The 15,068-nt window shown below is 61.7% G+C and carries 17 protein-coding genes; all 17 read right to left on the minus strand.

Going from position 1 to position 15,068, the window contains the following annotated elements; translation table 11 throughout:
* Positions 1-134: 134 nt before the first annotated feature.
* Complete coding sequence (gene flhB, locus FRT59_RS09805) at positions 135-1,271, minus strand: flagellar biosynthesis protein FlhB (RefSeq protein WP_153871072.1); 1,137 nt, start codon at positions 1,269-1,271, stop codon at positions 135-137.
* A gap of 3 nt (positions 1,272-1,274) precedes the next feature.
* Entirely contained in the window at positions 1,275-2,060 is a 786-nt protein-coding gene (fliR, locus tag FRT59_RS09810; protein ID WP_034117074.1) for a flagellar biosynthetic protein FliR, read from the minus strand.
* Between the two features lie 4 nt (positions 2,061-2,064).
* Complete coding sequence (gene fliQ, locus FRT59_RS09815; RefSeq protein ID WP_003175300.1) at positions 2,065-2,334, minus strand: flagellar biosynthesis protein FliQ; 270 nt, start codon at positions 2,332-2,334, stop codon at positions 2,065-2,067.
* A gap of 4 nt (positions 2,335-2,338) precedes the next feature.
* Positions 2,339-3,082 carry a flagellar type III secretion system pore protein FliP gene (gene fliP, locus FRT59_RS09820; protein ID WP_034117075.1) on the minus strand — a complete coding sequence of 248 codons (744 nt, stop codon included), beginning with the start codon at positions 3,080-3,082 and terminating at the stop codon, positions 2,339-2,341.
* Positions 3,082-3,522, minus strand: coding sequence for a flagellar biosynthetic protein FliO (fliO, locus tag FRT59_RS09825; RefSeq protein ID WP_034117076.1), 441 nt, complete (start codon positions 3,520-3,522; stop codon positions 3,082-3,084). The genes fliP and fliO overlap by 1 nt, the downstream gene beginning before the upstream one ends.
* Before the next feature lies 1 nt (position 3,523).
* Positions 3,524-3,991: a flagellar motor switch protein FliN gene (gene fliN, locus FRT59_RS09830; RefSeq protein WP_010208756.1), complete on the minus strand. Its 468-nt coding sequence runs from the start codon at positions 3,989-3,991 to the stop codon at positions 3,524-3,526.
* Positions 3,992-4,029: 38 nt separating this feature from the next.
* Positions 4,030-4,998 (minus strand): flagellar motor switch protein FliM, encoded by a 969-nt coding sequence (gene fliM, locus FRT59_RS09835; protein WP_153838100.1) that lies wholly within the window; start codon positions 4,996-4,998, stop codon positions 4,030-4,032.
* Between the two features lie 9 nt (positions 4,999-5,007).
* Positions 5,008-5,508 (minus strand): flagellar basal body-associated protein FliL, encoded by a 501-nt coding sequence (fliL, locus tag FRT59_RS09840; protein WP_034117078.1) that lies wholly within the window; start codon positions 5,506-5,508, stop codon positions 5,008-5,010.
* Between the two features lie 211 nt (positions 5,509-5,719).
* Positions 5,720-7,033 carry a flagellar hook-length control protein FliK gene (locus FRT59_RS09845; protein ID WP_153871073.1) on the minus strand — a complete coding sequence of 438 codons (1,314 nt, stop codon included), beginning with the start codon at positions 7,031-7,033 and terminating at the stop codon, positions 5,720-5,722.
* Between the two features lie 83 nt (positions 7,034-7,116).
* Positions 7,117-7,461 carry an Hpt domain-containing protein gene (locus FRT59_RS09850; protein WP_198809649.1) on the minus strand — a complete coding sequence of 115 codons (345 nt, stop codon included), beginning with the start codon at positions 7,459-7,461 and terminating at the stop codon, positions 7,117-7,119.
* 30 nt (positions 7,462-7,491) lie between these two features.
* Positions 7,492-9,210 carry an ATP-binding SpoIIE family protein phosphatase gene (locus tag FRT59_RS09855; RefSeq protein ID WP_153871074.1) on the minus strand — a complete coding sequence of 573 codons (1,719 nt, stop codon included), beginning with the start codon at positions 9,208-9,210 and terminating at the stop codon, positions 7,492-7,494.
* Entirely contained in the window at positions 9,207-9,512 is a 306-nt protein-coding gene (locus FRT59_RS09860) for an STAS domain-containing protein (protein ID WP_153871075.1), read from the minus strand. The genes FRT59_RS09855 and FRT59_RS09860 overlap by 4 nt, the downstream gene beginning before the upstream one ends.
* A gap of 185 nt (positions 9,513-9,697) precedes the next feature.
* A complete protein-coding gene (gene fliJ / locus FRT59_RS09865; RefSeq protein ID WP_153871076.1) occupies positions 9,698-10,147 on the minus strand; it encodes a flagellar export protein FliJ in 450 nt (149 codons plus the stop codon).
* 3 nt (positions 10,148-10,150) lie between these two features.
* On the minus strand, positions 10,151-11,509 hold the full coding sequence (fliI, locus tag FRT59_RS09870; RefSeq protein WP_034117084.1) for a flagellar protein export ATPase FliI: 1,359 nt from the start codon (positions 11,507-11,509) through the stop codon (positions 10,151-10,153).
* Positions 11,499-12,263, minus strand: a complete 765-nt coding sequence (gene fliH, locus FRT59_RS09875; RefSeq protein ID WP_034117085.1) for a flagellar assembly protein FliH — start codon at positions 12,261-12,263, stop codon at positions 11,499-11,501. Before fliH ends, fliI begins: the two co-directional genes overlap by 11 nt.
* A gap of 10 nt (positions 12,264-12,273) precedes the next feature.
* Positions 12,274-13,290, minus strand: coding sequence for a flagellar motor switch protein FliG (fliG, locus tag FRT59_RS09880; RefSeq protein WP_003192957.1), 1,017 nt, complete (start codon positions 13,288-13,290; stop codon positions 12,274-12,276).
* The gene (fliF, locus tag FRT59_RS09885; RefSeq protein WP_034117086.1) at positions 13,283-15,058 is read right to left on the minus strand and encodes a flagellar basal-body MS-ring/collar protein FliF; all 1,776 of its coding nucleotides are present in this window, start codon (positions 15,056-15,058) and stop codon (positions 13,283-13,285) included. Before fliF ends, fliG begins: the two co-directional genes overlap by 8 nt.
* Positions 15,059-15,068: the final 10 nt, after the last annotated feature.

Raw genomic sequence — 15,068 nt, forward strand, 5'->3', positions numbered from 1 at the left:
CCGCATCGAACCACCTGACCGAACCCCTATCCATCACCGCCTCCCGAGCCGCGCATGGCTGCGCGCCTCATCGCTGTATCAAACAGTGAAGGCGGCGTAATGGCTACTGTCAAAGTTGACAGGTCAGACGGGGATTAAGTGTCGCGGCGCAAATCCGGCGGGATGGGCAGGTCTTTAAGCGGATCTGGGCGCTTGCCCTTGCCGGCGCGGTATTGGCGGATCTGATACACATAGGCCAATACCTGGGCCACCGCCAGGTACAGGCCGGCAGGGATTTCCTGGTCAAGGTCCGTGGAATAGAAGATCGACCGCGCCAGCGCCGGCGATTCCAGCAGCAGGATGTCGTTGGCGACGGCGATTTCACGGATTTTCAGGGCGGTAAAGTCGCTGCCCTTGGCCAGCAGCATCGGTGCGCCACCTTTCTCGGGGTCGTACTTGAGGGCCACGGCGTAGTGGGTCGGGTTGGTGATGACCACGTCGGCATCGGGCACGGCAGCCATCATCTTGCGTTGGGACATTTCCCGCTGCAGCTGGCGAATGCGCTGCTTGACCTCGGGGCGGCCTTCCTGATCCTTGTGTTCGTCGCGTACTTCCTGCTTGGTCATCAGCAGTTTCTTGTGGCTTTCCCACAGCTGGATCGGTGCGTCCACCGCTGCGATGAGGATCAACCCGAGGGCCATCCACAGTGCACTCCACCCCACCACTTGCACGCTGTGGATGATCGCTGACTCCAGCGGTTCATGGGCGATACGTTGCAAATCATCGATGTCGGACGACAGCACAGCCAGGGCCACGAACAGAATCAGGATGAATTTCGCCAGGGCCTTGAGCAATTCCACCAGCGCCTTGGCGGAAAACATGCGCTTGAGCCCGGCCCCTGGGTTCATGCGGCTGAACTTTGGCGCCATGCTGCCCGCCGCGAACAACCAGCCGCCGAGGGCGACCGGGCCGATCAGCGCGGCCAGCAACAAGGTGATCAACACCGGCTGTACCGCCAGAATCGCGATCTTGCCCGAATGCAGCAGGTACTGGCCCATGGCGCCGGGGCTGAGCAGCACTTCACGGGGCAAGCTGAAGTTGAGTTTCATCAGCTCCATCAGGTCCAGCGCCAAGCCACCGCCGTAGATCAGCAGGGCACCGGCGCCGGCCATCATGGTGGCGAAGGTATTCAGTTCTTTGGAGCGCGCAATCTCGCCCTTTTCCCTGGAGTCCTTTTTACGTTTCTCCGTGGGGTCTTCTGTTTTGTCCTGACCACTCTCGCTTTCGGCCATGGCTCAGCGCGCCCGTGCCAGGTCACGTAAAAACTGCAAGGCGTCGGTGGCCAGCGGTTGATACTGATTGAGAATGTCGGCCATGCCGATCCAGAAAATCCCCATGCCCAACACCAGGGTCAAGGGGAAACCAATCGAGAAAATGTTCAGTTGCGGCGCCGCCCGGGTCATCACGCCAAACGCAATGTTGACCACCAGCAGCGCGGTGATCGCCGGCAACACCAGCAGCAACGCCGCGCCCAGCACCCAGCTGAGGCGCCCCACCAGCTCCCAGAAATGGTTCACCACCAGCCCCGAACCCACCGGCAAGGTGGTGAAGCTTTCGGTAAGCACCTCGAACGCTACCAGGTGGCCGTTCATGGCCAGGAACAGCAAGGTCACCAGCATGGTCAGGAATTGACCGATCACCGCCACCGACACGCCGTTGGTAGGGTCGACCATCGAGGCAAAGCCCATGCCCATCTGGATCGAGACGATTTGCCCGGCAATCACAAACGCCTGGAAGAACAGCGTGAGGGAGAAGCCCAACACCGCACCGATGAGTATCTGCTCGGCAATCAGCAAGAGCGCACTCAGGTCCAACGCATTCACCGGCGGCATCGGCGGTAAACCGGGCACGATCACCACGGTAATGGCGACGGCGAAATACAGGCGGATGCGCCGTGGCACCAAGGTGGTACCGAACACCGGCATGGTCATCAGCACCGCCGTGACGCGAAACAGCGGCAAGATGAAAGCGGCCACCCAGGTGCTGATCTGGGTGTCGGTCAAGGCCAGCACGGACTGCATGGGCTCAGCCGATCAACTGCGGAATACTGCCGTACAGCTGCAGGATGTATTCCATGAAGGTTTGCACCAGCCACGGGCCGGCGACAATCAGGGTGACCAGCATCACCAGCAGGCGTGGCAGGAAGCTCAGAGTTTGTTCGTTGATCTGGGTCGCGGCCTGGAACATCGCCACCAACAGGCCCACCAACAGGCTCGGCACCACCAGCACGGCAACCATCATGGTGGTCAGCCACAGCGCTTCACGGAACAGGTCGACGGCGACTTCTGGGGTCATAGCGCTATACCCCTCCGAAACTGCCGGCCAGGGTGCCGATAATCAGCGCCCAGCCGTCCACCAGCACAAACAGCATGATCTTGAACGGCAACGAAATAATCAGCGGCGACAGCATCATCATGCCCATGGCCATCAGCACGCTCGCCACCACCAGGTCGATGATCAGGAACGGGATAAAGATCATGAAACCGATCTGGAACGCGGTCTTCAATTCAGAGGTGACGAATGCCGGCACCAGGATAGTCAGCGGCGCCTGGTCGGGGGTGGCGATGTCGGTACGCTTGGACAGGCGCATGAACAGTTCAAGGTCGCTGGAGCGGGTTTGCGACAGCATGAAGTCCTTGATCGGGCCCTGGGCCTTGTCGATGGCGTCCTGGGCGTTGAGTTTTTCTGCCAGATACGGTTGCAGGGCTTGCTGGTTCACCTTGTCGAACACTGGCGCCATGATGAACAGCGTCAGGAACAGGGCCATGCCGGTGAGGATCTGGTTCGACGGCGTCTGCTGCAGGCCCAGGGCCTGGCGCAGGATCGAGAAGACGATGATGATCCGCGTGAAACTGGTCATCAGCATGACAAACGCCGGGATAAAGCTCAGCGCCGTCATGATCAGCAGGATCTGCAGGCTGACCGAATATTCCTGGGCGCCGGCCGCGTTGGTACCCAGGGTGATCGCCGGGATCGACAACGGGTCTGCAGCCATCGCCAACGGCGCGGCCAGCAACAGCATGAGCGTCAATAAAACGCGCATTACTTCTTATCCTTCTGATCCTTGCCCAGCAACTCCATCAGGCGCTGGGCGAATTCTGGCGTAGCGGCCTCAGTCTTGGCCGCGTCCACCGGGGTCTTGAGTACGTGCAGCGGGGTGATGCGGCCGGGGGTAATGCCGAGCAGGATCTGCTCCTCGCCGACTTGCACCAGTACCAGCCGATCGCGCGGGCCGAGGGCACGCGAGCCGACCAGTTCGATAACCTGCGCATTGCCTGGGCCGATGCTCTGCACGCGGCGCATCAGCCAGGCGAGCACGAAGATCAAGCCGACCACCAGCAACAATCCCAGCACAAGCTGGGTCAATTGCCCGCCAACACCGCTGCTGACTACGGGCGCCGCAGCCGCCGCTTGCGCCACCGGCTCAGCCGCCAGGGCGCTCAATGGCAGCGCCAGCAACAGTCCCGCCATCGAGTACTTCATCTCAGCGCAACTTCTTGATGCGTTCGCTCGGGCTGATCACGTCCGTCAGGCGGATGCCGAACTTCTCGTTGACCACCACCACCTCGCCATGGGCGATCAGGGTGCCGTTGACCAGCACGTCCAATGGCTCACCGGCCAGGCGGTCCAGCTCGATCACCGAACCCTGGTTGAGTTGCAGCAGGTTGCGGATGTTGATTTCGGTGCTGCCCACTTCCATGGAGATCGACACCGGGATATCGAGGATCACATCCAGGTTCGGGCCATCGAGGGTCACCGGCTCGTTGTTCTTCGGCACGCTGCCGAATTCTTCCATCGGCAGGCGGTTGCCGGCCGGTGCGGTGGCAGCATCGGCGGCCAGCAGCGCGTCGATATCGTCCTGCCCAACATCGCCGGTCTCTTCCAGGGCCGCAGCCCACTCGTCAGCCAGGGCCTGGTCTTCGGCGGAAGTGTTTTCGTGTTCGGTAGCCATTACATGTCCTCGGCGAAGCAAACAATCATAAATAGGGATCAGCGACGGTTGATCGGCTCAACCACTTGCAAAGCCAGGTTGCCCTTGTGGGAACCGAGCTTGACCTTGAACGACGGCACGCCGTTGGCGCGCATGATCAGTTCTTCCGGCAATTCGACGGGGATGATGTCCCCAGGCGCCATGTGCAAAATATCCCGCAGGCGCAATTGCCGACGGGCGACGGTGGCGCTCAGCGGCACGTCGACGTCCAGCAGGTCTTCGCGCAGGGCCTTGACCCAGCGCTCGTCCTGGTCGTCGAGATCGGACTGGAAGCCGGCGTCGAGCATTTCGCGCACCGGTTCGATCATCGAGTACGGCATGGTCACGTGCAGGTCGCCGCCACCGCCATCGAGTTCGATGTGGAACGTCGACACCACGATGGCCTCGCTGGGGCCGACGATGTTGGCCATGGCCGGGTTCACTTCCGAGTTGATGTACTCGAAGTTGACTTCCATGATCGCTTGCCAGGCTTCCTTCAGGTCGATGAAGGCCTGTTCCAGCACCATGCGCACTACACGCAATTCGGTAGGGGTGAACTCACGCCCTTCGATCTTGGCGTGACGGCCGTCGCCACCAAAGAAGTTGTCCACCAGCTTGAACACCAGCTTGGCGTCGAGGATGAACAGCGCGGTGCCACGCAACGGCTTGATCTTGACCAGGTTGAGACTGGTGGGCACGTACAGCGAGTGCACGTATTCACCGAATTTCATCACCTGCACGCCGCCCACGGCCACGTCGGCCGAACGGCGCAGCATGTTGAACATGCTGATACGGGTATAGCGGGCAAAGCGTTCGTTGATCATTTCCAGGGTCGGCATGCGTCCACGGACGATGCGATCCTGGCTGGTCAGGTCATAACTTTTGACACTGCCGGGCTCGGCAGCCATTTCGGTCTGTACCAGACCATCGTCCACACCATGCAACAGCGCGTCGATTTCATCCTGGGACAGCAGGTCTTGCACGGCCATGTCGTGATCCTACTGCAATACGAAGTTAGTGAAGAGCGCCTGCTCGACCACGACTTTGCCGAGTTCTTTCTGGGCCACTTCCTGCACGCTGGCAGTGACCTTCTGACGCAGCATTTCCTGGCCGACCGGGGTGGCCAGGTTGTCGAAGCTCTGGCCGGAGAACAGCATTACCAGGTTGTTACGGATCACCGGCATATGCACTTTGAGGGCATCCAGGTCCGCCTGGTTGCGCGCCAGCAAGGTAATGCTCACCTGCAAGTAGCGCTGACGACCGTTCACGTTGTAATTGGCAACAAAGGCCGGAAGCATCTGCTCGAAGATAGCCGGTTGCTTGACGTTAGTGGCGGTTTCGGCGGCGGGTGCCGGCTTGCTTGCACTGCTGTGCATGATGTACCAGGTGCCGCCAATCGAGGCACCGATGGCCAGGAGCAGGCCCAGCACAATCAACAGGATCAGCTTGAGCTTGCCTTTGCCTGCGGGGGGGGTTGCTGCGTCGTCGCTCTTCGCCATGCCAATAATCCGTCACTATTCGGGGATTCATAGATCTACGGGAAGGCAAGAGCAAGTGTTATGCCAGAGTTGTCTGGCAGCCTGGCAACACACATCAAATGTGGGAGGGGGCTTGCTCCCGATTGCAGTGTGTCAGTCAAGACATCCTTAGCTGATGCACCGCTATCGGGAGCAAGCCCCCTCCCACATTTGGATCTCTATTTGACTCAGGTCAGGCGTAGTAGTCGACGGCGCTGGAGCCGATCACGGTTGAGGTCACTGGCGCTGCCACTTCAGCCACGTCAACGTGACTGCCAGTGTCAGCGCTATCACCACGCCGACCGCCACTGCTCACGCCCCGCGCTTGGCCTTGCTGTTGCTGCTGCTCCTGGCCACGAGACTGGTCGGACACATTCACATCCACCTGCCCCATACCCTGCTGGGCAAACATCTCGCGCAAGCGGCCAGACTGGCTTTCCAGGGCTTCACGCACGATCGCATGGCCGCTCATGAAACTGACCTGGGCCTGCTGGTCCGCCGTCATGTTGACCTTGATGTCCAGGCGCCCGAGCTCAGCCGGCTGCAATTGGATCTCCGCCGACTTGAGGTTGGCGCTGGACAGGTACATCACGCGGTTGACCACTTCTTCGGTCCAGCCGCTCTGATGCATGGCCAGCGGTGCATTGGCCACGGGAGGCAAGGCATTCGCGGTTTTCGGCGTGGCGGCCTGGGTCAGCGCGGCCAGACGGTTGGCGAAGTCATCCACGCGGGTGTCGCTGCTGGCGTTCTTGAGGTCCTTGAGGCCGTCATCAATCAGCCCACCAAAGGCCTTGTCGCCACCTTGGTCGGTGCTGTCCTTGGTGGCTTGCTGGTCGACCATCGTGGCCAGGCCGGCGGCAAAGCTCTGCGCGGCGGTCGGTTGATCCTGAGGCGCGGACGCGGTTTTCTGCGGCGCCTGGCTGCTGGCCGACACGTGACCGCCCTGCTCCATCGCCAGGCGCACGGCCGGCATCGAGTCCAGGGGGTCGGCCTCCGGGTCGAAGGCCGTCGGCTTGGCTTCATCGGTCACAGCGACGGGCAGGGCCGCGTCCTCGGCAGCCGCGGCGGGTGCCGAGGCTTGCACAGCTACGGGTACGGGCGTAACGGCAGCGATCACCGCCGGGTCGACCACAGGATCAACTGCGGGTTGCTGCGCCTGGGACGGGTCAGTGGTTTTGTCACCATCACTGTCAGCGCCGTCGTCGGCCTTGGCCGGTGGCTTGGCAGGCAAAGGATTGCCGCTATCGGCAACCGCTGGCTTGCTGGCGGCAGGCTTGTCGTGACCGGCAACCGGCTTGGCGTTGGCGTCAGAAGGCTTGTCCCGTGTGACTTTGTTTGCGCCGTCGTCGGCCGTAAGCGTCGGCTTGCTGCCTTGGTTGGCAAACACTTGAGCAAAGCCAGGGCCCTTGTCCCGCGGGGCCGCCACCGCTACCGCAGGGGTGGCGGCAGACGCTTGAGGCTTGGCCGCGGGGGCAGCCTGAAGGAGCGAATTAGGGGCGACTGGCATAGGTAAGGTTCTCCACTGCATGGGGGTCGGGGATGCAGTAAATGGAGATAGAGCAAGAGTCGGGCCAGGTTTACGGCGATGATTCAGATACTGAAGCGCTGGCGCTCCGACTCATACAGCGGCTTCACCAATGCAAACTCATGATCAATCTGATCAACCAACGCCCCCAGGTTCGACGCCGGCCCAACGGACTCAGCCTCCAACCGCTGACACAACTTCGCCAACCGCACCGCCCCAAGGTTGCCACTGCTGCCCTTGAAACTGTGCGCAATCCGCCCCAACGCCTTGGCATCATCGCCTGCCTTGCGCAACGCCTCGACGCGCTTCTGCGAATCGTCCAGAAAGGTATCGAGCAGCTTGGGATACTCGCTCTCCATGACGTCCTGCAAACCCGACAATACCTCGGGGTCCAAATGAATCTCAGCCACTTGCTCGCTCCTTGATCAAGAATCGGCGGATTATGCCAGAGCCGCCCAGCAAAACTCTACGCAGACACTGCGCCCGCCATCAGACCAGCGTACAGCGCTGCTCAATTGACGCACCAGGCTCAAGCCCCGGCCAGACAGACGGTCGACGTCCAAAGGCCGTGCCAGCTCCTGTTCTACGTCGAAACCCGGCCCGCTGTCTTCGATACGCAGGGTCATCTTGCCGCCGCTGTCGGTCGGCGCCACCTGTACATGTATGCGCACATAACCGCTGTTCAATTGCGCCAGCCGCTCATTGCGCTGGCGATAGTACTGCGCAAACCCCTGCGCATCGCGCTTGAGCCGTGAATCCAGGCCCAACACGCCGTGTTCCAGGGCATTGGAATACAACTCGGCCATCACACTGTAGAGAGCCCCGCTCTGCTCTCGAAGGCCATGGACCTCCAACAGCAGTTGCAGCAAGTACGGCAGTGGGTTGTAACGCTGGAGGGTCTGGGCGCGGAACTCGAAACTCACCGACCAATCCAGCGGGCATGACTGGCCGCTGTCGGCATACATTGGCTCGGCCACACGCAGCGCCAGGCCGGACAGCAAGGTGATCTCGACCATGCTGACGTCATCGCGTGCCTGGCCACGAAAGGCCGCCAGGGCGTGCTCGATATCCTCGAACAGGCGGTCCGGCTCACGGTTGGCGGCGAACACCTGCTGCAAACGCTCGGCGCCGAACAGTTGATCATTGGCGTCAGCGGTATCCAGCACGCCATCGGAGAGCAGGAACACCCGGTCGCCCAAGGCCATCGGCCAGACCTCAGTGCTGTCATCAAATGCCTCTGCCGATAGCACGCCCAAGGGCAAGTGCCGCGACATCAACGGCGTGCGCCTGCCCGTGGCGACTTCATGCAGGTAGCCTTCGGGCATGCCGCCGTTCCACACCTCCACCGCCCGGCGCTGGGGGCTCAGGCACAGCAAGGTGGCACAGCAGAACATGTCCACCGGCAGGATACGTTTGAGCTTGGCGTTCATTTCCCGCAGGGTCTGTGTCAGACCATAGCCCTTGGCGGTCATGCCGTAGAACACTTCGGCCAAGGGCATGGCGCCGATGGCCGCTGGCAGGCCATGGCCGGTGAAATCGCCGAGCAGCACATGCATGTCGCCGGACGGCGTATAGGCGGCCAGCAGCAAGTCACCGTTGAACAGCGCGTAGGGCGATTGCAGGTAGCGGATATTCGGTGCGGCGTTGATACAACCGGAGTGAGCAACCTTGTCGAATACCGCCTTGGCCACCCGCTGCTCATGCATCAGGTGTTCGTGGTGCCTGGCGATCAGGTCACGCTGTTGCAGCACCGTGGCCTGCAGGCGGCGCAGGCGGTCCATGGCGTTGATCTTGGCTGCCAGGATCAGTGGGTTGTAGGGCTTGGGCAGGAAGTCATCGCCGCCGGCATCCAGGCATTGGGCCAGGGCTTCGCTCTCGCGCAACGAAGTGAGGAAGATGATCGGCACCAACGCCTCACCCGCCAGTTGCTTGATCTGCCGGGCGGCTTCAAAGCCATCCATCACCGGCATCAGCGCGTCCATCAGCACCAGTTGCGGCCGTTCACGGGTGAAGACTTCAACCGCCTCGGCACCATTACTGGCAGTCAACACCTGGTGGCCCTGGCGACGGATGATAGTGGACAACAACAGCCGGTCGGCCGCGCTGTCTTCGGCGATCAGGATGCACAGCGCCTCAAGAACCGGGGCCAAGGCGCTCAACAGATGTCGAACAGCTTGTCGAAATTGGAGATCGCGAGGATCTTGCGCACGTCGGAGTTACTGTTGATCACGCGGACCTCGGCCTCATCACCGCCGGCATGATCACGTAGCAGCAGGAGCATGCCGAGGGCCGAACTGTCCATATAAGTGGCCTCCTTGAGATCGACGATATAGGTCTCGGGCACCTTATAGAAACGCTCGTAGGAATCCCGAAAGCTTTGGTGGCTGCCGAAATCGAACCGGCCCCTGATTGCGATCGTCAACTTCTTCCCATCCAGGGATACTTCTGACTCGACTGACATGTGACTGCTTCCTTGTCATTGGCACTGTGCAACAAGGTTTAGCAGTTGAACGGGATATGGGCAACACAGCAGCTCAAATGTGGGAGGGGGCTTGCTCCCGATGGCAGTGTGTCAGCAATGGATTTTTTGACTGACACACCGCCATCGGGAGCAAGCCCCCTCCCACATTTGCCCTGCGTCGTTAGTTAGAATTGTTCTTGGCGGGGCAGGCGCTGGGACAGTTCATCGAGCAGCTTTTGCTCGCGCTTGTCTTCGAGGGCCCGTGCCTCGTCGATATAGCGCTGCACCAGCTTGCGCAGCCCCTCGACCCGGGCAAACGCCTGTTGCCAGGCCTCACGGGCCTTGTCGAGATTGCTCTCATGCCAGGCCAGGCTCTGGCGTTGTTGGCCTACGGCGGTTTCCAACTGAGTAAGAAAGCCCTGGTAACCCATCAACCATTGGCCGGACACACCTTTACTGCCGCGCTCGATCCACTGCTGCTGGTACTCGCCGCGAAAGCGCTCCAAGTCGCCCAGCTTGCTTTGGGCCAGGCGCACCTGGCCCTGGAAATAACCCAGGCGTTGCACCGCGGCTTTCTCGGCCTTTTCGGCCATGTCCACCACCGGGGCCAGGCGGGCGGCGCGGCTGTTGGCCATGGCTTAGCCGCCTGGCGCCGGGGCGAAGATCGAGCCCAGGTGCGATTCACTTTCGGCCATGCTGATCTTGTCGTTGAGGCCCTGGCGCAGGTAGCTGACCAGTTGCGGTTGCAAGGCAATCGCCAGGTCGGTCTCGCGATCACCGCCCGCCACATAGGCACCGACGCTGATCAGGTCGCGGCTCTGTTGATAGCGCGACCAGAGTTGCTTGAAATGCTGCGCACGCGCCATGTGCTCCGGCGTGACCACCGCTGGCATGACCCGGCTGATCGACGCCTCGATGTCGATGGCGGGGTAATGCCCCTCCTCCGCCAGACGCCGTGACAGCACGATGTGCCCGTCGAGTACGCCCCGCGCCGAGTCGGCAATCGGGTCCTGCTGGTCATCGCCTTCGGACAATACCGTGTAGAACGCAGTGATCGAGCCGCCGCCGGCCTCGGCATTACCGGCGCGCTCCACCAGCTTGGGCAGCTTGGCGAACACCGAGGGTGGGTAACCTTTGGTAGCCGGTGGCTCGCCGATGGCCAGGGCAATTTCCCGCTGGGCCTGGGCGAAACGCGTGAGCGAGTCCATCAGCAACAGGACGTTCTTGCCCTTGTCGCGAAAATATTCGGCAATGCGTGTGCAGTACATGGCAGCGCGCAGGCGCATCAGTGGTGCATCGTCCGCAGGCGAAGCCACCACCACCGAGCGCTTGAGCCCTTCTTCACCAAGGCTGTGCTCGATGAATTCCTTGACCTCACGACCACGCTCACCGATCAGCCCCACCACAATGATGTCGGCCTCGGTAAAGCGCGTCATCATGCCCAGCAACACCGACTTACCCACGCCGGTACCGGCGAACAGGCCCAGGCGCTGGCCGCGACCGACCGTCAATAAACCGTTGATGCTGCGAATACCCACGTCCAGCGGCACGCTGATGGGGTTGCGCTTGAGTGGGTTGATGGTGGGCCCATCCATCGGCACCCAATCTTCGGCTTTCATGCCACCCTTGCCATCCAACGCGCGACCAGCGCCGTCGAGCACGCGGCCCAGCATGCTCATGCCCATTGGCAGGCGACCGGTATCGGCCAAGGGCACTACGCGAGCACCTGGAGCGATGCCGGCGAGGCTGCCCACCGGCATGAGGAAGATCTTGCTGCCGGAAAAGCCCATCACTTCGGCTTCAACCTGCACCGGGTGGTAGCTGTCGTCGTTGATCACCATGCAGCGGCTGCCCATGGCGGCGCGCAGGCCCTCGGCTTCGAGGGTCAGGCCGACCATGCGCAGCAGGCGCCCTTCGAGGATCGGCTGGCCAGGCAACTCGGTCGCCTCGGCGTAGCTGCCCAGGCGCTTGGCGAAGCTGGTGCGATCAAGGCGCATCGGGGGCGCCCAGGTCAACGCTCACGTCAGGCTCTGCCGGATGCAGGGCTTGCTCATGCAGTTGATCAAACAATTTGGCCATGATCTGGCTGATACGGGTTTCCACCGTGGCATCGATACGGCTGTGTTCAGTCTCGACACGGCAACCACCGGGCAGTAACGCGGCGTCTTCGACGATGCGCCAGGTTTCTTCATGGCGTTCGCGCAGGGCTTTGACTTGCTCGAAATCTTGCGGGTTGATGTACAGCCGCACATTGCCGACGCCCAGGGGCAGCAGCTTGAGGGCCTCGCGCATCACGCTTTCGATTTGGCTGGAGTCCAGCACCAACTCACGCTGGATAACTTGGCGGGCGATGTGCTGCACCAGGCCGACCATGGATTTTTCCAGCTGCGAGTCCTGCTCAGCGATGGGGTCGAACAGGCTGCCCATCAGGCGCTCCAGACTTGTCAGCTTGGTGGCGAGCGCCTCTTCGGCTTCCTGGCGAACCTTGAGGGTGGTACTGCGAAAGCCGTCTTTTTCGCCTGCCGCAAAGCCTTCGTTGTAGGCTTCCTGGCGGATGGCTTCCAACTCGTCGAGGGTCAGCGGCTGGACTTCATCCAGCGGCACTTCCTCCATTTCTGCAGGCGCTTCCTGGATCGGCGCAGGCTCAGGTTCGGGCACATGGGGATCGAAGCTGGGCAACGACCAGATGTCGAACCCGCCCACATCCCGCGCGCGAATCAGATCGCTGGGCGTCTCATCTTTGTTCGACATGGGAGGCGCCTTAGATCATTTCTTCGCCGCCCTTCCCGCCGAGAACGATTTCTCCGGCTTCGGCCATACGGCGGGCAATGGTGAGGATTTCCTTCTGGGCGGTTTCCACGTCGCTGACGCGTACCGGGCCTTTGGCTTCCAGGTCGTCGCGCAACAGCTCGGACGCCCGCTTGGACATGTTCTTGAAGATCTTCTCCTTGACGTTTTCGTCCGAACCCTTGAGGGCCAGCACCAGCACGTCGGAGGAGACTTCGCGCAGCAGCGCCTGGATGCCACGGTCGTCGACATCGGCGAGGTTGTTGAACACGAACATCAGGTCTTCGATCTGGCCGGACAGGGTGTCGTCGATCTCGCGGATCGAGTCCATCAACTGGCCTTCGACCGAGCTGTCGAGGAAGTTCATGATGTCGGCCGCACGCTTGATACCACCCAGGGTGGTGCGCGAGGCATTCGAGTTGCCGGAAAACTGCTTCTCGAGAATCGTGTTCAGCTCTTTCAGCGCCGCCGGCTGCACGGTGTTCAGCGACGACACGCGCAGGATGATGTCCAGGCGCACTTTATGGTCGAAGTGGCCGAGTACTTCGCCAGCCTGGTCCGGGTCCAGGTAAGCCACGACAATCGCCTGGATCTGCGGGTGTTCGTAGCGGATCACGTCGGCCACCGCACGCGGTTCCATCCATTTGAGGCTGTCCAGGCCACTGGTGTTGCCGCCCAGCAGGATGCGGTCGATCAGGCCGTTGGCCTTGTCTTCGCCCAGTGCCGAGGTGAGCATCTTGCGGATATAGCTGTCGGAGCCAACGCCCAGGCTGGTCTGGTCGCCGACGATCTCGACGAACTCACTCATCACCTGCTCGACTTGCTCGCGGTGCACATTGCGCATCTGCGCCATGGCCACGCCCACACGCTGAACCTCTTTAGGGCCCATATGGCGCAGCACTTGGGCGGCGTCGGTTTCACCCAGGGACAGCAGCAGGACTGCAGCTTTGTCGACCCGGGAAAGCTTGGCCACAGCGGCTCGATCATTCATCTGCGTTAATCCACTCTTTCACGACCTGGGCCACACGGCCCGGGTCTTCTGCCACCAGACTCTTGATTGCGTTCAACTGAGCGTCATAGCCTTCGCTCGGGCTTGGCAACAGGATGCTTTGCGGGCCGCCGAGGCTGACGCGGTCGTTGGCCAGTTCGCCATCCAGGCCGCCCATGCCACCCAGCTCGACGTCGCCACCGGCCAAGGCCAGCTGTTTCTTGCCGCCACCGGTGATGTTGTTGAGCACCGGGCGCAGCACGCCAAATACCAGCACCAGGATGAACAACACCCCCAGTACTTGCTTGACGATGTCCCAGAACCACGGCTGGGTGTAGAACGCCGGGTCGGCAATCACTTCACCGCGTTCGGCGGAGAACGGCATATTGATCACGCTGACGCTGTCACCACGGCTGGCATCAAAACCGACGGCGTCCTGCACCAGGCGGGTGAAGCGCGCCAATTCGTCAGCGGTCCACGGTGCGCGGGTCACGGCGCCGTCAGCGGCATTGACCTTGACCTGGTCATCGACCACTACCGACACCGACAGGCGATTGATCTTGCCCTGCTGCTGTTTGGTGTGGCTGATGGAACGGTCGAGCTCGAAGTTCTTGGTGGACTGGTTACGCTTGTCCGCTGGGTACGGTGCGAGCATTGGCTGGCCGGTGGCCGGGTCCATGATCTGCTGGCCGTTGGCGTCAAGCAGCGGCTGGCCAGGCTGGATCGCGCTGGCAGTCGCGGCGGCGCCACCGGTGGTCTGCGGTGCCGAGGCTGGCGCCGGTGGCTGGTTGCTCAGAGCCCCCGGCACACCTTGCGGGCCATTGCTGGCAGTACGTTGTTCGCTGGTGGACTGCTCGCTGCGCAGGGCCGGCTGGTCAGGGTTGAATTGCTCGGAGGTCGACTCGACGGCGCTGAAGTCCACGTCGGCGGACACTTCGGCCTTGTAGCGGTCATTGCCCAATACCGGTTGCAGGATGTTGTGCACGCGTTGGGTAAGCATGCTTTCCATGCGCCGGCTGTAATCGAACTGCTTGCCGGCCTGGGTCAGCGCGGAGTTTTCCGCCATGTCAGAGAGCAGGTTGCCCTTCTGGTCGACCACGGTGATTTGCGACTTGCTCAATTCGGGAACGCTGGTGGCCACCAGGTTGACGATCGCCAGCACCTGGCCAGGCTCCAGGGAACGGCCGGAAAACAGTTCAACCAGTACCGAGGCGCTAGGCTTGCGTTCGTCACGCACGAACACCGAGCTTTTCGGAATCGCCAGGTGCACACGGGCACCCTTGACGTTATTCAGGCTGGAGATGGTGCGCGCCAGTTCGCCTTCCAGGCCACGACGGTAGCGGGTGGCTTCCATGAACTGGCTGGTACCCAGGCCCTGGTCCTTGTCGAGGATTTCAAAGCCGATATTGCTGTCGGACGGCGTCACGCCAGCAGCGGCCAATTTCATCCGCGCACGGGCCACATCATCGGCCTTGACCAGCAGGGCCCCGGAGTTGGGCTCCACGGTGTAGGCGATGTCGGCGGCGGCGAGGGTTTCCATGATCTGCTTGGAATCCATGCCCGCCAGGCTGCCGTACAGCGGCCGGTAATCGGGTTGTTGCGACCACAACACCACGGCAAAACCAATCGCCACGCTGGCAGCCAGGCCGACCATCAGGCCCACCTGACGCAGCATGGTCATTTCCGAGAGGTTTTCCAGGAAAGACAGGCCAAACAACGGCGGCTTGCCGTCGGCCTTGGCGGGTAGGTTGTCGGAGACTGCTTCTGCCATGACTTAAATC

Origin of the sequence: Pseudomonas haemolytica (assembly GCF_009659625.1) — a bacterium.
GTDB lineage: Bacteria > Pseudomonadota > Gammaproteobacteria > Pseudomonadales > Pseudomonadaceae > Aquipseudomonas > Aquipseudomonas haemolytica.